Raw genomic sequence first — 25792 nt, 5'->3', positions numbered from 1 at the left:
CCCATTCTGCCGGGCCCTCAGTCGCGACCGTAGCCCGCCTCCCGTGCCCGGACGATGGCGTCGGCCCGCCCGGTCGCGTGCAGCTTGGCGTAGATCGCCGAGACCGTGTTGCGCACGGTCTTGTTGGAGACGTAGAGGGCGGCCGCGATCTCGTCGTTCGTGCGGCCCGCCGCGATCCGCTGGAGGACGTCGCGCTCGCGGTCGGTCAGCTCGGGGAAGGGCTCGGCCTCGGTCGGCGCGGCCGGCACCGCGCCGGCGAAGAAGCCGGCGACCTTGGCGGCCAGGCTGGCGCCGAACACCATGCCGCCGGCCGCGGCGGAGCGGATGGCGTGCTGCACCTCGTCGGCGCCGGCCCCCTTGAGCAGGTAGCCGCAGGCGCCCGCGCGGATCGCGCTGAGGACCGTGTCGTCGTCCTCGTTCATGGTCAGCATCACCACGCGCAGCGCCGGGTCGCGGCCGGTGAGGAAGCGGGTGGCCTCGATGCCGTCGAGGTGTGGCATCTGGATGTCCATCACGACGAGGTCGGGCGCGGTGTCCTCGACGACGTGCAGCGCCTCCCGGCCGTCGGCGGCCGACCCGACGACCTCGATGCCGTCGAGCGCGCCGAGCAGCGAGCTGAGTCCGTCGCGGACGATCTGGTGGTCGTCGACCACGACGACCCGGACCGGGCTGGTCATGCGGGGCTCCTGAGGGGCAGTCGGGCCCGGACGACGGTGCCGCCGCCGGGAGGGCTGGAGATGGTGGTGGTGCCGCCGAGCTCGGCGGCCCGCTCGCGCAGGCTGGCCAGGCCGACGCCGGCGGCCCGGTCCGCGGGGATGCCGCGGCCGTCGTCGGCGACCTCGAGGACCAGTGCGTCCTCCATCGTCTCGACCAGCAGCCGGACCCCGTTCGCGTCGGCGTGCCGGGCGACGTTGGTGAGCGCCTCCCCCGCGATCCGGTACGCCGCGACCTCGACCGCCGCCGGCAGCCGGAGCTCGTCGGGCGCGGTCACGTCGAGCGGCACGGCGAGGTGCTCGGCCTGCTGGCGCAGGGCGCCGACCAGGCCGCGGTCGTCGAGGGCCGGCGGGCGCAGGTCGTGCACCAGTCGGCGGACGTCGGCCACCACCTCCTGCACCTGCGTGCTGACCGTCTCGAGCTGGGCGCGGGCCCGGGCCGGGTCGCGCTCGACGGTCATCCGGGCCGCCTCGAGCTGGAACACGATGCCGCTCAGCGCCGGCCCGAAGCCGTCGTGCAGGTCGCGCCGGATCCGGCGCCGCTCCTCCTCGCGGGCGGTCACCAGCCGCTCCCGGCTGTGCTGGACCTCCTCGGCGAGCTGGCTGGTGCGGGCGGCGGTCGCGGCCTGCCGGACCAGGTCGCCGAGCAGCTCCTCGTCGCGCACGGTGAGCCGGCTGCGCAGGCCCCGGGCCGGGAGGACCAGCCGGCCGATGGTGGTCTCGCGCCAGGTGATCGGGAGCGTGCGCACCTCCGTCGGCCGCTCCCCGACCGTCGTCACCAGCCGCTCGCCGTGGCCGCGGTCGACCTCCACGCTGACGAACGGGATGGCGAACGCCGACGCCACGGCCCGGGCCACCGCCGTGAGCTGCTCGACGCTGTCGTCGGTGTTCTCCAGGGTGGAGGCGAGGCCGGCCACCGCGTCGTACCGGTTGCCGCGCTCGCCGAGCATCACCCGGCGTACGCCGGCCGAGAGACGCTGGCGCAGCGGACCGTAGAGGATCACCGACACCGCCAGCACCACGCCGACCACCTGGGCCTGGGTCAGCTCGTCGTCGAGGACCAGGGTGAACATGCCGAGCACCGCGGCGTCCGCGGCGAGCAGGACCACGAGCACCGCGGCCAGGACCACGGTGCGGCTGAGCAGGTCCTGGATGGGGACCAGGGCGGGCCGGACGATCGCGACGGTCATCGCCGCGGGCGGCACGACGGCGGCGGAGACCGCGCCGAGGAAGGAGCCGCCCGGGACGTCGAACGCCAGGGTCACCACGACGACGGCGACGATGACGACGACGCTCCACAGCAGCCAGCGCATCCGGTCGCGCTCGAGACCCTGCGAGCGCCGGTAGCGCACCACGACGGTGAGCAGGGAGAAGAAGAAGCCGACTCCCCCGAGCGCGAGTCCGAGGGAGGAGACCTGGGTGCCGTGTCCGGAGAGGAGGTCCAGCGTCGTGGGGTCCGCGTCGACGCTGGGCGGCAGGTCGCGCAGGGCCGGGTCGCCCTCGGAGGGCATCACCATGAAGGCCACGCCGCTGAGCGCCATCGCGCCGACCGCGCACCACGACGCCGGGCGCCAGCGTCCCGGCAGGAAGCGGCCGGTCGGGAAGACGAGCAGCACCACCGCGGTGACCGAGGTGAGATAGGAGGTGAAGCGGAGCAGGAACCACAGCGCGAAGGTCATCCCGGGCCAGGCGCTGGTGTCGGTCAGGCCGGCCCGGACATAGCTCTGGGAGAGCCCGTCGAGCGCCCAGAACAGGCCCGAGAAGGCCAGCAGCCAGCCGAACTTCTGTCGCCGGTCGTGGACCAGCACGATGCCGGCGAGGACGCCGAGAACGGCGCCGATCAGCTGCCACGGCCAGCCCGGCCCGCCTGCGAGGTCGACTCCGGCGCCACTGTCGGGCGCACCCATGTCGAGCCACGCGCCGAGCGGGACGAGGAGCACGCAGAGGGCGGGAACGACGAGGACCGCGACGGCCTCGAGGCCGCGCGGGCGGTGGTCGGGCCGGTCCTGCACCGGCACATTGTGCAGCCGGTCCGCACCGCCGTGGTGCGGACCGACCGAATTGGTGGGCGTCACGAGCGACCGCGGAACGCCTTGTCCCCGGCCAGGAAGCCGAGCGCGATCACGATCAGGCCGATCGGGCCGGTCATCCCGGCCATGTACTGCAGCGGCGAGACGCCCAGCAGCAGGGTCAGCCCGCCGCCGACCAGGCCGACCAGGCCGATCCACTTCGGGACGCCGCCGTGGCGGGCCGCGCCGAACAGGGTGAGGCCGGACAGGCCGAGCAGGCCCCAGCACCACGGCACGGTGCCGATCCAGTGGTTGAACATCGCCGCGTCCTCGGGGATGACCAGCTCGGGGTCGCCGGCGGCGAAGATGAACTCGGTGTCGAGGCCGGAGCCGACGATCAGCATCACCGCGGTGATCAGCACGCCGGAGAAGGCGACCAGCGGCAGCACGCTGTCGGCCGGGGTGGCCGCCTTGAGCCGGCGGAACAGGCCCGCGGCGAACGGGACCATCAGCACCGCCGCGAGCATCGCGCAGACGTGGAAGGCGAGCATCTGCGGCACCATGTCGCCGAGCGCCTTCGAGATCGCGGGCGCGTCGCCGGCGTACTTCTCGTCGTAGACGGCGTTCACCAGGGTGGACGAGACGATGGCACCGACGCCGGCGAGGCCGGCGCCGAGGCCGGCCAGCGCCCAGCGGGTCGGCGGGTAGACGACCGGCTCGTCACGCGGCGCGGTCTGGTCGAGGGCGGTCGGGGGAACGTGGGTCTGAGCTGTCATGGCACGACCATCGCGGGCCCGGTGTCCCGCGGGACAGGGACAACGGGGCAAGCTTCGCGCTCAGCCCAGGAGGCCGGTCACCGCGCCGCGGGCGGAGCCGATGGTGGCGGGGATCCCGACGCCGTCGTACGCCGCCCCGCACAGCGCGAGGCCGGGCACCTCCGCGACCGCCGCGCGGATCCGGGCCACCCGGTCGGCGTGCCCGACCCAGTACTGCGGCAGCCCGCCGCCCCAGCGCTGGACGACGGCGTCGACCGGCTCGGCGGCGAGGCCGGTGGCCGCGGCCAGGTCGGCGCGCGAGGCCCGGACGAGCGCGTCGTCGGGGACCTGCAGGGTGTCCTCCTCGCCGTAGCGGCCCAGCGAGGTGCGCAGCACCAGCAGGCCCTCCCCCGCGCGGCGGACCCAGTCCCACTTGGCGAAGGAGAAGGTGGACGCCTTCACCCGGCGGCCGTCGACCGGCGGGACCAGGAAGCCGGACGCGCCGGTGTCGAGCGCGTCGACGACCGCGGGGTCGTCGGCACGGAAGGCGAAGGTCACCAGCGCGACCGAGGCGTAGCCGACCTGCTCCAGCTCGCGGGCCGCGGTCGGCGCGAGGTCGGCGAGCAGGCGCGCCGTCGGGGCGGCCGGGGTCGCCAGGACCAGCAGCTCGGCGTGCTCGTCGCCGGTGGGGGTGGTGACGAGGAAGCCGCGGCCCGGGTCGCGACGGACGCCGGTGACCGGGGCGTCGTAGCGCACCTCGGCATGCTCCCCCAGCCCGGCGGCGAGCGCCGCGGGCAGCCGCCACATGCCGCCGTCGACCGCGGCGAACACCGGCGGCCCGTCGGCGGGCGGCGCCGGGACGCTGACCTGCTCCCGGGTGAGCAGGTCGAGGAGCTGGGGCGCGGCGGAGCGCGCGGAGATCCGGCAGGCCTGGCCGGCGTACACCCCGCCGAGGAGCGGCTCGACCAGCCGGTCGACCACCTCCGCGCCGTACCGCCCGGCGACCAGGTCGCCCACCGAGACGTCGTCGGCCGGGTGCGGGACCTCCTGGTGGCGCGCGCGGTCCAGGCCGTCGGGCGAGAGGATCCCGGTGGCGGCGAGGTCGTCGAGGTCGAGCGGCGCGCCCATCAGCGTGCGCGGCAGGCGGCGCAGCGCGTCCCGGGTCCACACCCGCGAGGCCGCCGGCGTGGGATGGGTCAGCGGCAGGCCGAGCTCGGCGGCGAGGGCGCTCCCCTCGGGACGCCGGTGCAGCATCGCCTCGGCGCCCACGTCGACCCTCACGCCGGCGACCTCGCCGGCACGCAGCTTGCCGCCGGGCCGGTCGGTCGCCTCGAGCACCAGGACGTCGGCCCCCGCCTCGACCAGGTCACGGGCCGCGGTCAGTCCGGCGATCCCCGCCCCCACCACGACCGCCCGACTCATGGCGCCAGCCTAGGGCGTGACTCCCGACGAGAGGCTCAGGCCTGGGTGGCGACCCGGTCCTCGAGCAGCGAGGCCGACACGTCGCCGGTGACGCCGCGGGAGTGGGCGGCCCGGCCGACCACGAAGACATAGGCGAGGAAGCCGAGCTCGGCGAGCACGCCGATCGCGATCCGGGCCCAGGTCGGCAGCGGCGAGGGCGTCACGAAGCCCTCGATGATCCCGCTGACCAGCAGGCACACCGCGAGGCCGAGGGCGACCGTGACCGACGTACGCCCGGCGCGGGCGAGGGACCCGGCCCGGGAGAGCTGACCGGGCTCGACCCACGACCAGAACAGCCGCAGGCCCACCCCGCCGGCCACGAAGACGCAGGTCAGCTCGAGCAGCCCGTGGGGGATGATCAGGCCCCAGAACAGCTCGCCGCGGTCGTGGCGGATCATGATCGAGCCGACGATCGCCAGGTTCGCGATGTTCTGGAAGAGCAGGTAGAGCACCGGCAGCCCCAGGATCCCCAGCGCGATGCACAGCGCGCTCACCCAGGCGTTGTTGACCCACACGTGGGTGGCGAAGGCGCCCGCGGCGTTCTCGCTGTAGTAGCTCTCGAAGTCGCTGTCGACGAGCTGGTCGACCTCCTGCGGCGAGAGCAGGCTCTGCTCGACCTGGGGATGCTGGCCGAGCCAGATCATCATCACCGCGGTCACCAGGACGTTGCCCGCCAGACAGCCCAGCCACCACCAGCGCAGGTGGTAGAGCGCCGCCGGGAACCGCTCGGTGAAGAAGCCCGCGAACCCCCGCCAGCTCGGCACCCGGGAGGCCAGCATCGCGATCCGGGCCCGGCCCAGCAGCGACGACAGGTGGGCCACCAGCTCCCCGTCGGGCGCCGACGTACGGACCACGGAGAGGTGGGTCGCCACCTGCTGGTAGCGGTCCACCAGCTCGTCGGCCTCCGCCCCCGACCGCCGGCGCTGGCGCACCAGCTGGTCCAGACGGGTCCACGAGCCCGCGTGGGTGGCGACGTAGGCGTCGAGGTCGATGCGGGGCATGGGGAGGATGATATTTGGCCGTCCTTCGCTCCGGCATGTCGCCGAGCGGGTTTTCCGTCGGGCGCGCCGCGTTGCCTGGACGAAGCGCAGCGAGCGCCAGCGAGCGAAGCGAAGGAAGGCAACGCGCAGAAGCGCGCCCGACATGCGAGCGCAGCGAGCCAGACAAACACCGTGAGTCCCTCACGCAGCGCACCAGCCCCGCACCCAACTGCCCCCACCCGGCACCCACACCCGACCTGCAGGCCCGGCGAGATCCGCGCCGAGATGGCCCGGCGCGGGAGCTCCGCCGCGCCGAAGGGCTCCGCGTCGAGCGCTGGTGACGGACTCGGGGCCGCGTCGGCGCGGCCATCGCGGATTCTGTCGGAGGTTCGGCCGATCATCGGTGTGCTGCCCAGACTGGATGCAGAATCGACCTGAGGAGGTGTCGGTCATGACGAAGGACCTCGAGGTGCGGCTCATCGGCGCGCCCGTTCCCGACGGGGAGGTCGTGGTGAAGGATCTCGCCGCGCTCGCCACGGCGCTCCAGGAGCTCGCGACCCGCGTCGGACGCGATGTCGTGAACACGCCGGGCCCCGGCCGCACGATGAGGTTCATGGAGGAGTTCGCCCAACTTCGCCTCCGGTCGGTCGAGGCGGGCAGCACCATCCTTCGGTTCAGCAAGGGGCCGGCGGACAAGCTCGACGTCGATCTCGAGCAGCACGAGCGGGCTGACGAGCGGTTCTGGCAGGTCATCGAGGCGATCCGCGCCGACGAGCGTCCCGAGTGGGCCTCGGACCTCATCGCCGAGAGCGCGGCCCGGCTCGTCACCGCGTTGCGGGAGGCCGCTCCTCGCGCCCTGATCGGCGACGCAGCGCACGAAGCGGTCGAGATCGAGTCTGCTGCGATCCACGCGGAGACCTGGACTACCCGACGGGTCGCGACGGGCATCGTGATGACCGCGAAGGGCCGGCTCGAGAAGGTCGACCTCCGCTCTCACGAGTTCCGGGTCCGCGACGACGTCGGCCACGCCGTCGACCTCAAGCACGTCGCGGACGATCTGCCGGCCGCCCATCTCGTCGGCCAATGGGTGCTCGCCACGGGCGAGGGCGTCCTCGCCTCCGGACAGCTGGTCGCCCTGGACGACGTCACGATCACCAGGCTCGACGATCCCGCCACACGGTTCGAGGACGTCGACGTCCAGGACCTCGACGAGATCCTGGCCTCGGCTCCCGGCCCCGACCCGGACGGCGGAGTCGACCTGAGCGAGGAGGAGTTCTCCTCATTCCTCGAAGCAGCGCGAGGATGAACAGCGTGACGGTCGCCGTCGTCGACACCGACGTGTTCAGCCATCTGTTCATTCACCGGAGCTCCGCGGACCCCCGCCTTCCGGAGTGGCGCGACGTCCTCCGTGACCGCCGAGTGCTGATCTCCTTCCAGACCAGGGCGGAGGTGCTCGCAGGTGCGCTCGTGGCCGGGTGGGGTCCTCGGCGCCTGGCGCAGCTCCGCTCGGTTCTCGACAGGACTCCGACGATCCGCTCGGATAACCAGGTGGTGGAAGCCCACGCAGACCTGACGTCGATGTGCCGACGCACCGGACACGCGCTGCACGCCAAGCACCACGCAGGGGATCGGTGGATCGCGGCCAGCGCGATCGCGAAGGGAGTCGAGCTGCTTGCGGGCGACGGGATCTACCTGGGCGCTCCCGGGCTCTCTCTGATCGCCTGACCTCGTTCCGGATCCCCGTAGGCTGCCCCCGATGCCCCCCTCCGACTTCGCCACCGTCACCGCCGACGACCTCGTCACCGGCGAGGGGGTGGCGCTCGACCTCCCGGCGGCCTCCCTGGGCCTGCGGATGGCGAGCGGGCTGATCGACGTCCTGGTGACGGTGGCGACCCTGATCGTGCTCTACGTCCTGCTGCTCGTCGGCGCGTCGGTGGCGCACGACGAGGCGCTGCTCGGGGCGGGGATCGTGCTGACGTCGGTGGTGACCTTCCTGGTGGTCCCGACGGCGCTGGAGACGCTGACCCGGGGCCGCTCGGTCGGCAAGCTCGCGCTGGGGCTGCGCACGGTCCGCGACGACGGGGGGCCGATCAGCTTCCAGCATGCCCTGGTCCGGGCGCTGATCGGGTTCGTGGAGATCTACGCCTTCTCGGGGGCGCCGGCGTTCTTCTCGGTGATGCTCAGCACCCGCGGCAAGCGGCTGGGCGACTACGCCGCCGGCACGTACGTCGTGCGCGAGCGGGTGCCGCTGCGGCTGCCGCCCCCGCCGCCGATGCCGCCGCAGCTCGCGGCCTGGGCCCGGCACACCGACCTGGCGGCGCTTCCCACCGGCACCGCGCTCGCCGTGCGCCAGTTCCTGGGCCGGCTCGCGACCCTCGACCCCCAGTCCCGTGACCGGGTGGGGCGCGCGCTGCTGGCCCACGTGGCGCCGTACGTCGCCCCGCCCCCGCCCCCCGGGGCCCCGCCGGAGCTGGTGCTGATGGCCGTGGTGGCCGAGCGCCGGGAGCGCGACCTGGCTCGGCTGCGGCGCGACGACCAGCTGCGCGGCCGGCTGCTCGCCGAGGACGCGCGACAGCAGGGGTGACGGCGAGGGTCGCTGGGTAGGTTGGGCCGCATGACGCAGGTCAACCAGCCGCCGACCGCTCCCACCGGCCGCAGCCGGCGTACGCCCGACGAGCCGAGCACGCCGCTGAACGTCGAGGAGCTCGCCCAGGCGACCGAGGCGATCAGCCGGGTCTCCGACGCCTTCTCCAGCCGGGTCGTCGGCCAGCACCGGGTCCGCACCGCGCTCCTCGTCACCCTCCTCGCCGAGGGCCATGTGCTGCTCGAGAGCGTGCCGGGCCTGGCCAAGACCCTGGCGGCGTCCACGCTGTCGCAGGCCGTGAGCGCGCGCTTCGCCCGGATCCAGTGCACGCCCGACCTGCTGCCCAGCGACATCATCGGCACCCAGGTCTATGACCCCCGCCGCCACGAGTTCGAGACCCAGCTCGGCCCGGTGCACGCCAACTTCGTGCTGCTCGACGAGATCAACCGCGCGAGCGCGAAGACCCAGTCGGCGCTGCTGGAGGCGATGCAGGAGCGGCAGACGTCGATCGCCGGCGCGATCCACCCGCTCCCCGACCCGTTCATGGTGCTCGCCACCCAGAACCCGATCGAGGAGGAGGGCACCTACGTCCTCCCCCACGCCCAGATGGACCGCTTCCTGCTCAAGGAGATCGTCGACTACCCGAGCGAGGACGACGAGCTGATGGTCCTGGAGCGGATCGACGACGGCACCCTCGGCCAGCACATGACCGACGTCACCGCCGTGATCACGCCCCACCAGGTCGCCGAGCTGCAGGAGCTGGTGCGGCGGGTGTACGTCGACCCGGCGATCCGCCGCTACATCACCTCGCTCGTCCGCGCCACCCGCGATGTCACCGGCCTGCTCGGTCCCGAGCTCGGCAACTACGTCGAGATCGGCGCGAGCCCGCGCGGCTCGATCGCGTTCTTCCAGGCCGCGCGCGCGATGGCGGTGGTGCAGGGCCGCCACTACGTCATCCCGGAGGACGTCCGCGAGCTGCGCCACAGCGTGCTGCGCCACCGGCTCCATCTCAGCTTCGAGGCGCTCGCCGACCGGGTCCGTCCGGAGACGGTCATCGACGCCGTCTTCCGGGCGGTGCCGACCCCGTGACGGCGCACCTGACGCGGATCAAGTCGCGGCTGGCCATCCATGCGCACCGCAAGGTGTGGGGCCTGCTGGAGGGCGAGTACGCCGCGATCCACGTCGGGCGCGGGATCGACTTCAACGACCTGCGCGAGTACGTCCGCGGCGACGACGTGAAGGACATCGACTGGAAGGCGTCGGCCCGCAGCCGCCAGCTGCTGGTCAAGAGGTACGTCGCCGAGCGCAAGCACACCGTCCTGCTCTGCGTCTCGACCGGCCGCAGCATGGCCGCGCTCAACGACGCCGCGGTCGCCAAGCGCGAGCTCGCGGTGCTGGTCTCCGGAGTCCTGGGCTATCTCGCCGTCCAGCACGGCGACCTCGTCGCCCTCGTCCACGGCGACGAGCGGCGCCGCCACGTCGAGCGTCCCGGCTCCGGCGAGCTCCAGCTGGAGCGGCTGCTCGGCACCATCCACGACGCGATCACGCCCGACGGCCCCCACGGCGACCTGCCCGGGCTGCTGCGCCACGTCGTGCGCACCATCCGGCGCCGCACCATCCTCGTCGTCGTGACCGACGAGGTGACGCTGTCGGAGGAGTCCGCGATGCTGCTGCGCCGGCTCACCGCCCAGCACGAGGTCCTCTTCCTGACCGTCGGCGACCTCGACCCGACCCGGCGCGAGGTGGCCGGCCGGCGGCTCGTCGATGTCGACGCCGACGCCGAGGTGCCGGGCTGGCTGCGGCGCGACGCGCGGCTGCGGGCGGAGTTCGCGGCGCTGGTCGACGAGGAGGGCCAGCGGATGCGCCGACGCCTCGACCAGCTCGGCGTCGCCCACGAGGTGGTGCGCGACCACGACTCCGCGGTCACGGCGGTCTTCCGGCTCCTGGAGAGGCATCGCCATGCCCGCCGCCGCTGACCTCCCCGAGGAGTTCACCGGACCCGTCGCGTACGCCGACCGCTGGCTGTGGATCGCGGTCGGGCTCGCGGTCGCGCTGGTCGCCTACTACCTGCTCGCGTGGTGGTTGACCCGCGCGCCCCGGCCCGCGGCCCTCGCCCGGCCGGGCGTCCCGCTGCCCGACGTACGCCAGCGCCATCTCGCCCGCCTCGACCGGATCGAGGCCCAGGTCCACGCCGGCGAGATCACCCCGCGCGCGGGCCACCAGCAGCTCAGCGAGGTGGTGCGCGACTACGTCGCAGCGGTCACCACCCTCCCGGCGCGGACCATGGCCCTGGCCGACTTCCGCGACCGGGCGCCGGCGACCCTGGTCGAGGTGCTGGAGCTGGTCTACCCGCCGGAGTTCGCGCCCGACGACGACCTGGCGCGCGAGCTGTTCGAGACCGCGGTCGACCGGGCGCGGGACCTGGTGACGTCGTGGACCCCGTCGGGGAGCGCCGGCTGATGTGGGACACCGACACCACCGGCTTCCGCTGGCCCTGGCTGGCGGTGCTGCTGGGCGCGCTCGTGCTGCTGCTCCTCGTGCTCTGGCTGCGACCGTGGCGGCGTCCCTCCCACGCCGGGGCGTCCTATGTCGCGCACGCGGCGCGGCTGCAGTCCCTGCCCCGCTTCCGGACCCTGGTCCGCCGCCAGGTGGTGCTCGGCGCCTGCCTGAGCCTGTGTGCGCTGGTCGCGTGCACCGGCGCGGTGATCCTGGCCGGCCGCCTCCAGCAGCGCCAGACGATGACGCAGGAGGAGCGCACCCGCGACATCGTGCTGTGCCTGGACGCGTCCGGGTCGATGGCCGAGGTCGACGCCGAGGTGCTGCGCGAGTTCCGCGCGATCATCTCCGGCCTGCGCGGGGAGCGGATCGGGCTGACCATCTGGAGCGGCGCCGCGATCACCGTGTTCCCGCTGACCGACGACTACGCCTACGTGCTCGAGCAGCTCAACGCCGCCGAGAAGGCGTTCGCCTCCGGCGACGTCTACAGCGACGACTACGCCATCTTCACCGCCGGCACCGTGCTCGACTGGGACATCCAGTCCCAGCTCGGCGACGGCCTCGCCTCGTGCGTGCAGCGCTTCGACCGCAGCGACGAGGACCGCAGCCGCGCGATCGTGCTCGCCTCCGACAACGAGCCGATCGGCACCGGCATCTTCACCGTCCCCGACGCCGCGGCGTACGCACGCGAGAAGAAGGTGGTCGTCCACGGCATCGCCGCGCCCGCCACCGCCGAGCGTCCCGCCGCCGCGCAGGAGTTCGAGGCCGCGGTGACCAGCACCGGCGGCATCTTCTCGATGCTCGGCGCCGACGGCAGCACCAAGGCGGTGGTCGACGCGATCGCCCGGCTCGACGCCAAGCCGATCAAGCGGCCGCCGCTGGTGCAGGTGCTCGACCGGCCGCGGCTCGGCACCGTCATCGTCGGCGTCGGCCTCGCCGGACTGGTGGTGCTGTGGGTGGCGCAGGGCGCGCTCGTGCTCCGCGACCGTCGTACCGAGGAGCGCCGATGACGACCTCGACCGCCCTCGTGCTCGCCCGCCGGGTCGGGATCGTGCTGATGTTCGTGGTGATCCTGCTGCGGCCCGGCTTCGGCCGTGCCGAGGTCCCCGCCCAGCTCTCCGACCTCGACGTCATCGTCGTCATCGACCGCACCCGCTCGATGGCGGCGCTCGACTACGACGGCAAGCAGCCCCGGATCACCGGCGCCAAGGCCGACCTGACCGCGCTCGCCGCGGCCCTGCCCGGCGCCCGGTTCGGCATGCTCGCCTTCGGCACCGACGCCCGCGTGGTGCTCCCCCTCACCACCGACAGCGCGGCCTTCGGCGCCGCGGTCGACACCCTCTACCTCGAGAGGCCCAAGGACGGCGTCGGCTCACGCGCCGACCGGCCGGTCCCCGAGCTGAAGGACCTGCTCGAGCGCTCGGCCGAGCAGGCGCCCCACCGCCGCCGGCTGGTCGTCTACGTCGGCGACGGCGAAGACACCACCACCGAGGGCGAGGACGCGTCGTACGCCGACGTGCGCGACGACGTCGCCGGCGGCGTCGTCCTCGGCTACGGCACCACCGGCGGCGCCCCGATGCCACAGGACGACCAGCTCGACGGCGACCTCGGCCTGGTCCAGGATCCCGCCACGGGCGACACCGCGCAGTCCCACGCCGACCTCGACCACCTCCAGCAGATCGCCGACGAGCTCGGCGTCCCGTTCGAGCACCGCACCCGGGCCGGCGGGATGGACGCCCTCGCGGAGTCCTTCCAGGCGTCGTACTCCGACGGCGCCGGCGGCCACCGCCGCCCGGCCAAGCACGACCTGACCTGGTTGGCCGGCGTGCTGCTGCTCGGCCTGCTCCTGCTCGAGCTGCACGCCGGCTGGCGCGCGGTCTGGTCCTCCCGGCAGGTGCTCTCCCCTCGGAAGGAGACGGCCCGATGACCAACCCCCGAGGCCGGATCCGGCTGGTCCTGCTCCTGGCCGGACTGGTGCCCGCGCTGCTGGTCGCGGCGTACGCCGTCAAGGTGGGCCTGATGCTGCAGGCCAACGCCTCGGGTCGCGACGCCTTCGACCGCGGCGACCTCGACGGCGCGGCCGCGGAGTTCGCCGGCACCCGCCGGCTGAACTGGCTCGAGCCCTGGATCGCGCCCTTCGACGAGGGCGCCGCCGAGCACGCCCAGGGCGAGTACGCCGACGCGATCGCCGCCTACCAGGCCGCGCTGGAGGACGTGCCGCGCCGCGACGAGTGCACCGTGCGGATCAACCTGGCCCTCGCCCACGAGGCCGTCGGCGACGCCGCCGTCGAGTCCGGGGCGAGCGACGAGGCCCGGTCGGCGTACCAGGCCGGGATCGAGGTCCTGGCGGCCGGCGAATGCCCGCAGGACTCCGGACGCGGCAAGGAGCAGACCGAGGACGCCGGCGCGGTCGACGAGCGGCTGCGCGCGAAGCTCGAGCAGAACCCCGAGGAGCCGCAGCAGCCCGAGGACCAGCAGCCGCCCGAGCAGCAGCAGGACCCCCAGGACCCCGGCGACTCCGACCCGCGCCGCGACCGCCTGCAGGAGCAGAACGACCGCGGCGCGGACCAGCGTCACGAGGACCAGGGGCTCTACGACGACGAGGACTACACCCGGCCCGACGCCTGGTGAGGCGGCGGGGGTCGGGTCGGGCTGGCGTGGCGTGGCTGGCGTGGCGCTGTAACACGGAGTCCGCCGCTCCTCCCGACCCCAGCACGCTGTACCGGACCCGCACAGCACCACCCGCGCGACGTCCCAGGTCAGAGAGAACAGCGGACTCCGTGTTACAAGCCCAGGCGCAGACCAGCGGCGCAAGGGAGGCGGCCCCCGGAGCTGTAACACGGAGTTCGCCGCTCCTCCCGACCCCAGCACGCTGTACCGGACCCGCACAGCACCACCCGCGCGACGTCCCAGGTCAGAAGGAACAGCGGACTCCGTGTTACAGCCCAGAGAACCAGCTCACCGCCGCCGCAGCCTCCGCAGCAGCACGATCCCGAGCAGCACCGCCACCGCGGCCCCGATCTGCTTGCCGTACGTCTTGACCAGGATCGGCAGCACCGCCGAGCCGAGGTCCAGGGCGTCGTCTCCCGCGGCGGCGACCGGCGCGGCGCCCGGCGCGGCGACCGGCGCGGGCCGGGGAGCCGGTGGGGTGGGTGCCGCGGCCGCCGGCTCGGGATCGGTCCCGGCGGCCGCGGCGTCGGTGGGCTCCTCGGTGGAGGCGGGCGCGGCCTCGGCGGCGAGGCGCTGCTCGAGGCAGGCGACGAACTGGCCGAGCAGCTTGTCGGACACGTCCTGCATCACCCCGCGCCCGAACTGCGCGGGCTTGCCGGTGATCGCGAGGTCGGTGACGACGTCGACCCGGGTGGCACCGGCGTCGGCCTCCGCCATGGTCACCGTGACGGTGGCGCCCGCGGTGCCGTTGCCGCGCTTGTCGCGGCCCTTCGCGTCGACGACGAACCGCCTGCCCGCCTCGTCGCGCTCGACGAACTTGCCGGACCCGGCGTACACCAGTGCGATCGGGCCGAGCTTGACCTTGCAGGTGCCCTCGAAGGTCGGCGCGCCGTCGTCGGCGGCGCCGACCGAGGTGACCTGGGCGCCCGGGAAGCACTCGGCGAGCGCGCCGATGTCCTGGAAGTGCGCCCAGGTCGCGTCGGGCGACGTCGGGACGGTGAAGGAGTGGCTGAGGTCCAAGGTCAGCCCCTCCCGGCTGCCGCGAGCACGGCCCGGCGGGTGAGCACCGTGGCGAGGTGGCGGCGGTAGTCGGCGTCGCCGTTGAGGTCGCTCGGCGGGTTGGTGCCGTCGGCGGCGAGCGCGGCCGCGGCGGCCACCCCCTCCTCCGTGGCGGGTACGCCGGCCAGCGCGGCCTCCGCGGCCCGGGCCCGCACCGGCGTGGAGCCCATGTTGGTCAGGCCGATGCGCGCCTCGGCGATGGTGTCGCCGTCCATCCGGACGGTCGCCGCGACCGCGACGATCGGCCACTGGTGGGCGATCCGCACGAACTTCTCGTACGCCGCGCCCCAGCCGTCGTGCTTCGGGACCCGGACCTCGGTGAGGATCTCGTCGTCGGAGATCGCGGTCTCGAAGAGGTCGACGAAGAACTCCTCGGCCGGGATCTCCCGGGTGCCACCGGGCCCCTGGACCACGAACGTCGACCCCAGCGCCAGCGCCGGCGCGCCGAGGTCGCCGGCCGGGTCGGCGTGCGCGAGCGCGCCGCCGAAGGTGCCGCGGTGGCGCACCTGGGCGTCGGCGAGGTGGGTGATCGCCTTGCTGACCAGCAGGGCGTGCTCGTGGACGAGCGGGTCCTGGCCGACGTCGTGGTGGGTGGTCATCGCGCCGATCGCGAGGTGGTCGCCGCCGTCGCGGATGCCGCGCAGCGAGGCGATCCGGCCCAGGTCGATCACCCACTCGGGCGCGTTGAGCCGCATCCGGAGCACCGGAAGGAGGCTCTGACCACCGGCGATGATCTTGGCGTCGTCGCCGTGCTCGGCGAGCGCGGCCAGCGCCTCCTCGACCGAGGCCGGGGCGACGTACTCGAAGGCTGCGGGGATCACTGGGCTGCTCCTTCCGACTCGTCGAAGTGGGGTGCGGCGGCCTGGGTCGTCTCTCCCCCGGACCCACCGCTGTTGATCGCCCGCCAGACCCGTTCGGGCGTGCAGGGCATCGCGACGTCGTGGACGCCGTAGGGACGCAGCGCGTCGACCACCGCGTTGACCACCGCCGGGGTGGAGGCGATGGTGCCGGCCTCACCGACGCCCTTGGTGCCGAGCGAGTTGGTCGTCGCCGGCGAGGTGGTGTGGTCGAGGTCGAAGCTGATCGTGTCGGCCGCGGTGGGCAGCAGGTAGTCGACGAACGACCCGGTCACCAGGGTGCCGTTGTCGTCGTAGACCGCCTCCTCCCACAGCGCCTGGGCGATGCCCTGGACCAGCCCACCGTGGACCTGGCCGGACACGATGAGCGGGTTGATGACGTTGCCGATGTCGTCGCAGCAGGCGTACTTGCGCATCCGCACCTGCCCTGTCTCGGTGTCGATCTCGACCGCGCACAGGTGGGTGCCGTGGGGGTAGTTGAAGTTGACGGGGTCGTAGGTCGCCTCCGAGTCGATCGACGCCTCGACGCCGTCGGGGAGGTTGTGGGCGGCGAAGACGGCGGTGGCGATCTCGGTGATCGCCATGCCCTGGTCGGTGCCCCTGACGGTGAACCGGCCGTCGCTGAACTCGAGGTCGTCGGCGGAGGCCTCGAGCAGGTGGGCCGCGACAGGCCGGGCCTTCTCGATCACCTTGTCGACGGCCCGCACCAGGGCCTCTCCGCCGACGACCAGGCTGCGGGACCCGTAGGTGTCCAGGCCCTTGTGGGAGATCTGGGTGTCGCCGTGCAGCACCTCGACGTCCTCGAAGGGCACGCCGAGCCGGTCGGCCACGATCTGGCTGAACGCCGTCTCGTGCCCCTGCCCGTGGGCCGACGCCCCGGTCACCACCTCGACCTTGCCGGTCGCGAGCATCCGGATCTCGGCGTGCTCCCAGCCGCCGGCGCCGTAGTTGAGGCTGCCGAGGACCCGGGACGGCGCGAGGCCGCACATCTCGGTGAAGGTCGACACGCCGAGACCGAGCTGGACGCGGTCGCCGCGGGCGCGGCGCTCGGCCTGCTCGGCGCGCAGCTCGTCGTAGCCGAACATCTCCTTGGCGCGCGCGGTGGCGGCCTCGTAGTTGCCGGAGTCGTACTCGAGGCCGGCCACCGTGGTGAACGGGAACTCCTCGTGCTTGATCCAGTTCAGCTCACGGACCTCGAGCGGGTCCTTGCCGAGCTCGTGGGCCAGCTCGTCCATCAGCCGCTCGATCGCGAAGGTCGCCTCGGGCCGGCCGGCGCCGCGGTAGGCGTCGGTCCAGGTCTTGTTGGTGAGGACGTTCGTGGTCTGGAACTGGTACGCCGGGAACTTGTAGATCGCGTTGAACATGAACGCCCCGAGCACCGGCACGCCGCCGCCGACGATGGCGACGTACGCACCGAGGTCGGCGAGCAGGTCGACCTTGAGGCCGGTGACGTGGCCGTCCTTGGTGGCGGCGAGGGTGAGCCGCTGCCACTGGTCGCGGCCGTGGTGGGCGGTGAGCAGGGACTCGCTGCGGGTCTCGGTGAACTTCACCGGCTTGCCGAGCTTGCGGGCCACCGCGAAGGCGATCATCTCCTCCGGGGTCTGCTGCAGCTTGCCGCCGAAGCCGCCGCCCACGTCGGGCGCGATCACCCGGATCTTCGACTCCGGTACGCCGGTCGTGGCGGCGATCGCGAAGCGAAGGATGTGGGGCACCTGGGTCGCCGACCACACCGTGATCTGCTCGCCCGTCGGGTCCACGACCACGCTCCGGGGCTCCATGAACGCCGGGATCAGCCGCTGCTGGCGGTACTCCCGCTCGATCACGATGCCGTTCTCGCGCGCCTCGGCGATGGCCTGCTCGACGTCGCCGCCGGTGCCGGCCTCGGCCGAGTCGAAGCGCCACACGGCGCTGACGTTGGTGCCGAGGTCGGGGTGCGCGAGGACCGTGTTCTCCGCGGCCTCCTTGAGGTCGAGCGCCGCCGGCAGCTCCTCGTAGTCGACCTCGACCAGCTCGGCGGCGTCCCGCGCCTCGGCGGCGCTGCGCGCCACCACGACCGCCACCGTCTCGCCCGCGAAGGCGACCCGGTCGGTCGGCATCGGCAGGTGGGCCGGCGTCACCTGGTCGGGTACGACGGGCCACGCGTTGATGCACGCGCCCTGGCCCTCGCCGAGATCGGCTCCGGTGAACACGGCCACGACGTTGGGGCCGGCCTTGGCCGCGGCGGTGTCGATGCCCGTGATCCGCGCGTGCGGGAACGGGCTGCGCACCATCGCCAGGTGCAGCATGCCCGGCAGCGTGATGTTGTCGGTCCAGCGGGTGCGGCCGGTGATCAGGCGCTGGTCCTCCTTGCGCCGACGGTCGCGCCCGATCTCGCCCTGGGTGGGCTCCTGGGTCGCGGTCATGCCTGGGCCTCGCTCCCGGTCGTCGTACCGGCGGCGTGCTGCACCGCGCGGACGATGTTGTGGTACCCGGTGCAGCGGCACAGGTTGCCTTCGAGACCGAGGCGGATCGCCTCCTCCGACGGGCTCGGGTTCTCGGCCAGCAGGTCGACGGTCTGCATGATCATGCCGGGCGTGCAGAAGCCGCACTGCAGGCCGTGACACTCGCGGAAGGCCTCCTGCACCGGGTGCAGGGCGCCGTCCTCGCCGGCCAGCCCCTCGATGGTGGTGACGGTGCCGCCGTCGGCCTGGACGGCCAGCACGTTGCAGGACTTCACGCTCCTGCCGTCGAGGTGGACCGTGCAGGCACCGCAGTTGCTGGTGTCGCAACCGATGACGGTGCCGGTCTTGCCGAGCTTCTCGCGCAGGTACTGCACCAGCAGCATCCGCGGTTCGACGTCGTCGGCCACCTGCTGGCCGTCGACGGTGAGGCTGATCCGGGTCATGACTCTCCCTTGAGCGTGCGGGACCTGTGACCCGGCTCACGCTAGGGAGGGGTGGTTGGTGGTGGGTTGGTGAGCGCCGAAATGCGTTGTGCTGCGCTCAGCACTCACCAGGTGAGTGCCGAGCGCAGCACAGTGGAACGCGCGGCAGGTATCAGCCGAGGTCGACGATCGCGGCCACGGGGCCGCCACCCTCCGGGCCCTGGTGGGCGGCGGAGACCGAGACGAACACAGCGGGGTCGCCGGTCACGGCAGCGGTGACGCCACCGACGCAGGACTTGATCTGGCGGTGCCAGTGCACGTCGGAGTCGTCGAGCATGGCGTTGCGGCGGCCGCGGACCTCGCCGTTCTGGGAGGCCTCGCACTTGAGGAAGACGTTGACCAGGCGGCCCTGGAGGTCCGAGGAGTGCGGGCGCTCGGGGAGGTCGAGGCCGGCGTCCTTGATGGCGTTCCAGATGCCGTCCTGGTCGAGGGCGTCGTTCATCACCGAGTGGCCGATGCGGTAGCGACCGCCGACGCCCGTGGCGTTGCCGACGACGACGATCTGGGCCTGGTCCAGCTCGACACCCGAGGAGCAGGAGGCGACCGAGGAGTACAGGTCGCGGTTCTTCATGACGTCCTCGTCGCTCGGCATCTCGATCTCGCCGAGGGCGACGGCGATGCCGAGGCCGGTGACGCCGTTGGACAGGTCCATCGACTCGTGGGTGTGCTCGGTCCAGACCTCCTTGCCGCGGCTGTGGGCGTCGCGGATGGTGTGGATGGTGAGCAGCGGGGTCTTGGTCTGCACGTAGTGCACGTCGGCCGGGTCGGTGATGCCGGCGCGCTCCATGGCGACCTTCACGCCGGCGGCGACCTTCTCGATCATCGCGACGTACCCGATCTCCTCGGGCAGGATCGGCTCGCTCATCGCGAAGCCGACGGTGAGGCGCTGCTCCTCGCGGCTCGGGTCGTCCTCGGCGACGTCGGTGGTCGCGAAGATGGTGGCGTGGGGGCTGATCACGCCGTCGGTGCCGCCGGACCACACGATCGGGACCTGCTTGACCTGGTCGGCGGGCGCGCCCTTCTCGACGAGCACCTCACGGAAGGCACGGTCGGCGATGATCCGGGTGTAGTCGTTCACCCCGCCGTTGCCCTCGGTCTTGCCGATGATCGCGATGACGCGGTCGGCCTTGAAGACGCCGTCGTCGATGAGCTTGGCCAGCTCCGAGGCGTCGGCGACGGAGTGGATCGGGACCTTGCGGACCTCGATGGCAGAAGGCATGTGCGGGCTTCCTTTCAGTTCTTCAGTTGGGGGTGACGATGGTTCCGGCGCGGCCCTCGGCGGCCGCGAGGATGCTGCCGAGGTCGGTGATGACGCCGCGGCGGCCGGAGTTGGCGACGAAGCGGCAGACCGCGTCGACCTTGGGTCCCATGGAGCCGCCGGCGAAGTGGCCGTCGGCTGCGTACTTCCGCATCTGGTCGAGGGTGACCTCGCCGATGTCGGCGGCGTCGGGGGTACCGAAGCCGAGGACCGCGTGCGCGACGTCGGTGGCGATGACGAGGAGGTCGACCTCGATCGCCTGGGCGAGCAGGGCCGCGCCCAGGTCCTTGTCGATGACGGCCTCGACGCCGCTCAGGCTGCCGTCGGCGTGGCGCACGGTGGGGATGCCGCCGCCGCCGTTGGCGATCACGACGAAGCCGGCCTCGACGAGCGCGACCGCCGCGGGGGCGTCGAGCACCTCGAGCGGCTCGGGCGAGGCGACGACGCGCCGCCAGCCGCGCTCGCCGCGGTCCTCCCAGGTCTCGCCGTGCTCGATCATGGTGCGCGCCTCGTCGGCCGAGAGGTAGCGGCCGACCGGCTTGCTCGGCGCCGCGAAGGCGGGGTCGGCGGCGTCGACGCGGGTGCGGGTGACCAGCGCGGCCGTGGGCCGGGTCAGGCCGCGGGCGGCGAGCGCCCCGTCGAGGGCGTTCATCAGGATGTCGCCGAGGGTGCCCTGGGTCTGGGCGCCGCACCAGTCCAGCGGCACCGGAGGTACGACGGTCGCCGCCAGCTCGTTCTTCACCAGCAGGTTGCCGACCTGGGGGCCGTTGCCGTGGGTGATGACGACGTCGACTCCCGCCGCGACCAGGTCGGCCACGGCTTCCATCGCCTCGGTCGCGGCCGCGATCTGGTCCTCCGGACGGGCCTTGCCGTCAGGGGACGTCATCGCGTTGCCGCCGAGCGCCAGCAGGATCCTCATGCAGCGAACCTAGTGAGCCGGATCACCGTCGTTCATCGTGAGGATCAGCCAACACGGGCCCTCAAGCCTGGCAACTCCTGCCAGCCGCGCCATCGCCCAGCTCCCGGCGCAGCACCTCGGCAACCCCGGTGGGCGCGCGGCCGAGCAGCGCACCGAGCGGGACGCCGCCGGTGGGCAGCCCGTGGTCGTCGTAGTAGTCGAACATCGCCCGCAGCCACGGGTGGACGTCGGCGTCGGCGGGGACCCGCCGCGCGGAGACGCCGGCCGCGGCCGCGATGTCGGCGATGGTGACCAGGTCCGGGCCGCCGAGCTCGTAGGTCGCCCCGACGTGCCCCGGCCCGGTCAGCACCGCGGCGGTGGCCGCCGCGACGTCGAGCAGGTCGACCATCCCGAACGGCCGGTCCACGGCGTAGGGCACCTCCAGCACGCCCGACTCCTCGGCGGCGCGCAGCGCGGGCAGCAGGTTCTGGGTGTAGGCGCAGGGCTGGAGGATCGTCCAGTCCAGGCCGGCCCGCCGGACCAGGTCCTCCGAGACCGCCTTGCCGAGGTGGTGCGGCATCGCCGGCACGTAGGGCGAGGCGACCGAGTGGTAGACCAGCCGTCCGACCCCCGCCTCCCGCGCGGCGGCGAGCACCGTGGTGACGTAGGCGGGCTCGTCGGGATGCAGGTTGGGGGCGATGACGTGCACGGCGTCCGCGCCGGCGAGGGCGGCCGGGAGGTCGTCGAACGCGGCCCGGCCCAGGGGGCGTGTCGCCACGCCCACCTGGGCCAGGGCCGCACCGACGGCGCGGCCGGTCTTGCCGGATCCCCCGAGGATCGCGACCTTCATCGTCACTGCCTCAGAGCACGTCCACCGCGGCCGCGGCGGCGCCACCGGCGAGCACGCCGTAGCCCGGACCGCGGTCGAAGAAGGCGTCGTCGTCGGCCGGGGCCGGCCGGGAGGCCCGCTCCGCGGCGGTGGCGGCGGCGTCGTACGCGAGGCTGTCGTCGTCGAGCGAGCCGGTGAGGACCACGCCGTAGTCGGCGAGGGCCGCCTCGGCGGAGACCTTGCGCCACACGACGTCGCGCACCACGAGCTCGGGGTCGCGGTCGAGCGGGTTGCCCCAGCCGCCGCCGCCCGTCGTACGGATCCGGATCGTCTCGCCGGCCACCACGGGCTCGGCGTCGGCGAGGGCGTCGACCTCGCGCTCGTTGGGGCCGCCCGGGTCGATGGTCACCTGGAACGGCTTGCCCGCCTTGCCGCCCTTCACGCCCCAGCAGGCGAGGATCGAGCGGTCCGCGATGGACATGAAGTTGGCGTCCTTGAGCATCCGGATGTGCTTCTCGTAGCCCAGCCCGCCGCGGAACTGGCCGGCGCCGCCGGAGTCCATGGCGAGGCCGAGCGACTCGACCACGAACGGGAAGCGCGACTCGGTGAACTCCGTGGGGAGGTTCCGCGAGTCCGGTACGACGTGGATGGTGTCCTCGCCGTCGGCGTAGTAGCGACCGCCCGAGCCGCCACCGAGCACCTCGCGCATGAGGTACGAGCGGCCCTCGAGGTCCTCGCCGTAGACGCCGGTGTAGCGGATCGTCTCCTGGTCGGCGGGCATCTTGCCGTCGACCGCCTTGGCGATCACGCCGGCGAGCACGCCGAGCAGGCGCAGGATGACGAAGGTGCGAGCGTTCGTCGGCGCCGGGAAGACCGGCGTGAGCAGGGTGCCCGGCGGGGGGAACCTCATCTCGATGAGCGGCACCACGCCCTCGTTGACGTCGAGCTCGGCCATCCGCTCGGGGGTGTCGGCGAGGTTGCGCAGGATCGGCGCCAGCCACTTCTTGAGGAAGACGCCGTCGGAGTAGTCACCGCAGTGGTTGATCGGGCCCTTGGCCTGCGGGCCGGTGCCGTCGAAGTCGAGGATCAGCCGCTCGCCCTCGGGATCGTCGGCCGCGGTGCGGGTCAGCGTGATCCGCTGGGTGTGCAGCTGCGGCTCGTCGACGCCGTCGTGCTCGGCGTAGTCCTCCCAGGTCCAGGAGCCGACCGGGATCTTGGAGAGGATCTCGCGCCGGTAGGTCTCGGTGGAGCGGTCGATGACCGCGTCGAAGCAGGCCTCGACGGTCTCGATGCCGTAGCGGTCGAACAGCTCGCCCAGCCGCCGGGCGCCCATCAGGCAGGCCGAGCACTCGGCGTCGAGGTCGGCGGCCAGCGACTCGGGCATCCGCGAGTTGCGAGTCATGATCCGCAGCGCGGCCTTGTTGGGCACGCCCGCGTCCCACAGCTTGATCGGGGGGACGGCGAGGCCCTCCTCGAACACGCTGGTGGCGTGGGACGGCATCGAGCCGGGCACCGCGCCGCCGATGTCGTCGTGGTGGCCGAAGGCCTGGATGAAGCCGACGACGCGCCGCTCCCCTTCCGGACCGGCGAACACCGGGACGGTGACGCACAGGTCGGGGAGGTGGCCGATCCCGCCCTCGGACAGGTAGACGTCGTTGTGGAAGAAGACGTCCCCCTCCTGCATCTCCTCGATCGGGAAGTCCCGGGCGACCGGGTGCACGAGCGCGGAGTACGAGCGACCGGTGAGCTTGCGCAGCAGCCGGTCGTGGATGCCGGCGCGGAAGTCGTGCGCGTCGCGGATCATCGGGCTGCGCGAGGTGCGCGCGATGGCGGTCTCGACCTCGTGCTCGACGGCCGCGAGCGAGCCCTGGACGATCTCGACGAGCACCGGGTCGGCACTGCGGCCGGCGTCGGCGGTCAGCGTCCCGAACGGGAACTGGGTGGGCGCCCGGCGCGAGCCGGTGTGGGTGTCGTGCGCGTGGTCGGCAGGTGCGGCGCCGTTGTGGATGGTCTGGCAGCTCAGGCACATGTCAGCTCTCCTCCGAGCGCGTCACGATGATGTTGGCGTAGTCGTCGACCCGGGCGGTGAAGCCGGGGTGGACGGGGACGGTGGAGCCGAACTCCTCGATGATCACCGGGCCGGTGAGCACCTGGCCGGCGGGCAGGTCGGGGCGCCAGAAGATGGGCGTCTCGACGTACCCGGCATCGGCGTCGAAGCAGATCGAGCGCGTGCCCGTGGGCTGCGGCTCCGGCTTCGCCTCGTCGGCGCGGAGGATCTCGGGGCGCTTGATCGGGCCGACGCCCGAGACCCGGAGGTTGACGATCTCGACCTGCTGCGAGGCGTCGCCGGAGAAGTCGTAGCCGTAGAGCACCTTGTGCTCGGCGTGGAAGCGGTCGGCGACCGCGGTCAGGGTCTCGGTGCTGACCGGACCGTCGGGGACGCCGACCCGGACCTCGAAGGCCTGGCCGAAGTAGCGGACGTCGGCGGTACGCACGAAGACGTGGTCGGCCTCGGCGAAGCCCTCCTTGCTGAGGGCCTCCCCGGCACGGGCCTGCAGGACGTCGTACTCGCGCTGGAGGTCGGGGGTGTCGACGTTCTCCTGGAGCGCGACGTGGGTCTGCACGTAGTCGTTCTTGACGTCGACGGTGAGCAGGCCGAACGCCGAGACGTTGCCCGGGTTCGGCGGGACCAGCACGGTCGGGACGTTGAGGATGTCCATCAGCCGGCACAGCAGCAGCGAGCCGGAGCCACCGAACGTCGTCAGCGTGAAGTCACGCACGTCGAGACCGCGCTTGACGGTGACCTGGCGCAGCGCGTTGGCCTGGTTCCACGCGGAGATCTCCAGGATGCCGGTGGCGCACGCCTCGGCGGAGATGCCGAGCTTGCCGGCCAGCTGCTGGATCGCCGCGCTCGCCGCGTCGACGTCGAGCGGGATCTCGCCACCGAGCAGGTGGGGAGGGATCCGGCCGAGGAAGACGTGGGCGTCGGTGATGGTGACCTCGCTGCCGCCCTTGCGGTAGCAGATCGGGCCCGGGTCGGCGCCGGCCGAGTGGGGGCCGACCTTGAGCGTGCCCTCGGGCGAGAGCCACGCGATCGAGCCGCCGCCGGCACCGACGGTGACGACGTCGATCATCGGGATCTTGGACGGGTAGACGCCGACGCTGCCCTCGGTGGTCAGCGTGGGGTCGCCGTCGATGACCACGGAGACGTCGGTCGACGTACCGCCGCCGTCGGAGGTGAGCACCTTGTCGAAGCCCGCGACCTTGGCGATCAGCGCCGCGCCGAGCGCGCCGGCGGCCGGGCCGGACAGCACGGTGGTGATCGGCTGGTGGACGACCTCGTCGGCCGAGAGCACACCGCCGTTGGACTTCATCACGTAGAACGGGATGGTCCGGCCGCTCTGGGTGGCGAGCCGGTCCTTGATGTTGTTGACGTAGCGGCTGAGCTTGGGCTTGACCGCGGCGTCGACGAGCGTGGTCATCGAGCGCTCGTACTCGCGGTACTCGCGCAGCACCTCGCTCGAGATCGAGACGACGGCGTCGGGGTGCTCCTCGGCGAGGATCTCGCGCATCCGCTCCTCGTGCGCCGGGTTGGCGTACGCGTGCAGGAAGCAGACCCCCAGCGTGTCGATGCCCTTGGCCTTGAACCAGCGCGCGACCGCGCGGGCGCCGTCCTCGTCGAACGGGCGGATCTCGGCGCCGGTGAAGTCCAGGCGACCCCCGACGCCCTTGACCAGCTCACGGGGCACGATGCGGTCGGGCTTCACCCAGAAGTACGAGTTGCCGTAGCCGTCGGGCACCGACTGCCGGGCGATCTCGAGCATCGCCTCGTAGCCCTCGGTGGTGATGAAGCCGAGGGCGTCCACCTTGCCCTCGAGCAGCTGGTTGGTCGCGACCGTGGTGCCGTGGCTGACGGCGACGACGTCGTCGAACTCCGCCCCCGCGATCCCCAGCACCTTGTCGATGCCCGCCAGGAACCCGTCGGCCGGGTTCCCCGGCGTGCTGGGGGTCTTGGTGGTGACGACCTCACCGCTGTCCTCGTCGAAGGCAACGACGTCGGTGAACGTGCCGCCCGTGTCGATGCCGATCCTGATCCGCCTCGCTGTCATGACTCACATTCAAGTGAGCCAGGTCGCGCTGCACGACGGCATCATCTGCCGATGGATCGGGAGATCGTGGGCAGATGTTGCCTGCTGCCTCGGCCAGCTCGGAAAGTGCAACACGTCGTCCACCCGACTACCGGGCCCCTGTCAGCAGAAAAGCGCTCGTTTCGGGCCTCTGGATGCTGAGAACGACCGTG

Annotated in this window: 23 protein-coding genes; 9 read left to right on the top strand and 14 right to left on the bottom strand. The window is 72.9% G+C overall.

The features are described 5' to 3' along the window. Positions 1 to 17 precede the first annotated feature (17 nt). The 5 genes from JOD66_RS20395 to JOD66_RS20375 are packed head-to-tail and all read right to left on the bottom strand — an operon-like array spanning position 18 to position 5939. Positions 18 to 677: a response regulator transcription factor gene (locus JOD66_RS20395; RefSeq protein WP_204838638.1), complete on the bottom strand. Its 660-nt coding sequence runs from the start codon at positions 675 to 677 to the stop codon at positions 18 to 20. Next, positions 674 to 2788 carry a sensor histidine kinase gene (locus tag JOD66_RS29615; RefSeq protein WP_204838637.1) on the bottom strand — a complete coding sequence of 705 codons (2115 nt, stop codon included), beginning with the start codon at positions 2786 to 2788 and terminating at the stop codon, positions 674 to 676. Before JOD66_RS29615 ends, JOD66_RS20395 begins: the two co-directional genes overlap by 4 nt. Beyond that, positions 2785 to 3498 carry a hypothetical protein gene (locus JOD66_RS20385; RefSeq protein ID WP_204838636.1) on the bottom strand — a complete coding sequence of 238 codons (714 nt, stop codon included), beginning with the start codon at positions 3496 to 3498 and terminating at the stop codon, positions 2785 to 2787. Before JOD66_RS20385 ends, JOD66_RS29615 begins: the two co-directional genes overlap by 4 nt. A gap of 60 nt (positions 3499 to 3558) precedes the next feature. Beyond that, the gene (locus tag JOD66_RS20380; RefSeq protein WP_204838635.1) at positions 3559 to 4899 is read right to left on the bottom strand and encodes a protoporphyrinogen/coproporphyrinogen oxidase; all 1341 of its coding nucleotides are present in this window, start codon (positions 4897 to 4899) and stop codon (positions 3559 to 3561) included. 35 nt (positions 4900 to 4934) lie between these two features. Further along, positions 4935 to 5939 carry a stage II sporulation protein M gene (locus JOD66_RS20375; protein ID WP_239545355.1) on the bottom strand — a complete coding sequence of 335 codons (1005 nt, stop codon included), beginning with the start codon at positions 5937 to 5939 and terminating at the stop codon, positions 4935 to 4937. A gap of 430 nt (positions 5940 to 6369) precedes the next feature. On the opposite strand from JOD66_RS20375, the gene JOD66_RS20370 reads away from it, so the two are divergent. The 9 genes from JOD66_RS20370 to JOD66_RS20330 are packed head-to-tail and all read left to right on the top strand — an operon-like array spanning position 6370 to position 13629. After that, positions 6370 to 7224 carry a hypothetical protein gene (locus tag JOD66_RS20370; RefSeq protein WP_204838634.1) on the top strand — a complete coding sequence of 285 codons (855 nt, stop codon included), beginning with the start codon at positions 6370 to 6372 and terminating at the stop codon, positions 7222 to 7224. 5 nt (positions 7225 to 7229) lie between these two features. After that, positions 7230 to 7643 carry a PIN domain-containing protein gene (locus tag JOD66_RS20365; RefSeq protein WP_204838633.1) on the top strand — a complete coding sequence of 138 codons (414 nt, stop codon included), beginning with the start codon at positions 7230 to 7232 and terminating at the stop codon, positions 7641 to 7643. Between the two features lie 31 nt (positions 7644 to 7674). Further along, positions 7675 to 8502, top strand: a complete 828-nt coding sequence (locus tag JOD66_RS20360; protein WP_204838632.1) for an RDD family protein — start codon at positions 7675 to 7677, stop codon at positions 8500 to 8502. Between the two features lie 30 nt (positions 8503 to 8532). Further along, positions 8533 to 9591: an AAA family ATPase gene (locus JOD66_RS20355; RefSeq protein ID WP_204838631.1), complete on the top strand. Its 1059-nt coding sequence runs from the start codon at positions 8533 to 8535 to the stop codon at positions 9589 to 9591. After that, a complete protein-coding gene (locus JOD66_RS20350) occupies positions 9588 to 10478 on the top strand; it encodes a DUF58 domain-containing protein (protein ID WP_204838630.1) in 891 nt (296 codons plus the stop codon). The genes JOD66_RS20355 and JOD66_RS20350 overlap by 4 nt, the downstream gene beginning before the upstream one ends. Then, a complete protein-coding gene (locus tag JOD66_RS20345) occupies positions 10462 to 10962 on the top strand; it encodes a hypothetical protein (protein WP_204838629.1) in 501 nt (166 codons plus the stop codon). Before JOD66_RS20350 ends, JOD66_RS20345 begins: the two co-directional genes overlap by 17 nt. After that, on the top strand, positions 10935 to 12008 hold the full coding sequence (locus JOD66_RS20340; protein WP_204838628.1) for a VWA domain-containing protein: 1074 nt from the start codon (positions 10935 to 10937) through the stop codon (positions 12006 to 12008). The genes JOD66_RS20345 and JOD66_RS20340 overlap by 28 nt, the downstream gene beginning before the upstream one ends. After that, the gene (locus JOD66_RS20335) at positions 12005 to 12925 is read left to right on the top strand and encodes a VWA domain-containing protein (RefSeq protein WP_204838627.1); all 921 of its coding nucleotides are present in this window, start codon (positions 12005 to 12007) and stop codon (positions 12923 to 12925) included. Before JOD66_RS20340 ends, JOD66_RS20335 begins: the two co-directional genes overlap by 4 nt. After that, positions 12922 to 13629, top strand: a complete 708-nt coding sequence (locus tag JOD66_RS20330; protein ID WP_204838626.1) for a hypothetical protein — start codon at positions 12922 to 12924, stop codon at positions 13627 to 13629. The genes JOD66_RS20335 and JOD66_RS20330 overlap by 4 nt, the downstream gene beginning before the upstream one ends. Before the next feature lie 327 nt (positions 13630 to 13956). On the opposite strand, the gene JOD66_RS20325 is transcribed toward JOD66_RS20330, so the two are convergent. The 9 genes from JOD66_RS20325 to JOD66_RS20285 all read right to left on the bottom strand — a co-directional run bounded on the left by JOD66_RS20325 (position 13957) and on the right by JOD66_RS20285 (position 25601). Next, entirely contained in the window at positions 13957 to 14688 is a 732-nt protein-coding gene (locus tag JOD66_RS20325) for an SRPBCC family protein (protein ID WP_204838625.1), read from the bottom strand. 2 nt (positions 14689 to 14690) lie between these two features. Further along, entirely contained in the window at positions 14691 to 15548 is an 858-nt protein-coding gene (locus JOD66_RS20320) for an FAD binding domain-containing protein (RefSeq protein ID WP_204838624.1), read from the bottom strand. Then, positions 15545 to 17986 carry a xanthine dehydrogenase family protein molybdopterin-binding subunit gene (locus JOD66_RS20315; protein WP_204838623.1) on the bottom strand — a complete coding sequence of 814 codons (2442 nt, stop codon included), beginning with the start codon at positions 17984 to 17986 and terminating at the stop codon, positions 15545 to 15547. Before JOD66_RS20315 ends, JOD66_RS20320 begins: the two co-directional genes overlap by 4 nt. Then, positions 17983 to 18468, bottom strand: a complete 486-nt coding sequence (locus JOD66_RS20310; protein ID WP_204838622.1) for a (2Fe-2S)-binding protein — start codon at positions 18466 to 18468, stop codon at positions 17983 to 17985. Before JOD66_RS20310 ends, JOD66_RS20315 begins: the two co-directional genes overlap by 4 nt. Positions 18469 to 18619: 151 nt before the next feature. Then, on the bottom strand, positions 18620 to 19726 hold the full coding sequence (bar, locus tag JOD66_RS20305) for a barbiturase (RefSeq protein WP_204838621.1): 1107 nt from the start codon (positions 19724 to 19726) through the stop codon (positions 18620 to 18622). Positions 19727 to 19748: 22 nt separating this feature from the next. After that, entirely contained in the window at positions 19749 to 20684 is a 936-nt protein-coding gene (locus tag JOD66_RS20300) for a carbamate kinase (protein WP_204838620.1), read from the bottom strand. A gap of 61 nt (positions 20685 to 20745) precedes the next feature. Beyond that, the gene (locus tag JOD66_RS20295; RefSeq protein ID WP_204838619.1) at positions 20746 to 21513 is read right to left on the bottom strand and encodes an SDR family oxidoreductase; all 768 of its coding nucleotides are present in this window, start codon (positions 21511 to 21513) and stop codon (positions 20746 to 20748) included. A gap of 10 nt (positions 21514 to 21523) precedes the next feature. Further along, positions 21524 to 23521, bottom strand: coding sequence for a hydantoinase B/oxoprolinase family protein (locus tag JOD66_RS20290; protein ID WP_204838618.1), 1998 nt, complete (start codon positions 23519 to 23521; stop codon positions 21524 to 21526). A 1-nt stretch (position 23522) separates the two neighbouring features. After that, entirely contained in the window at positions 23523 to 25601 is a 2079-nt protein-coding gene (locus JOD66_RS20285) for a hydantoinase/oxoprolinase family protein (RefSeq protein WP_204838617.1), read from the bottom strand. Between the last annotated feature and the right edge of the window lie 191 nt (positions 25602 to 25792).

The organism is Nocardioides nitrophenolicus, assembly GCF_016907515.1.
GTDB classification, from domain to species: Bacteria; Actinomycetota; Actinomycetes; order Propionibacteriales; family Nocardioidaceae; genus Nocardioides; species Nocardioides nitrophenolicus.
Note: the sequence above shows the minus strand (reverse complement) of the source record. Positions and strands in the feature narration are given on the sequence as shown.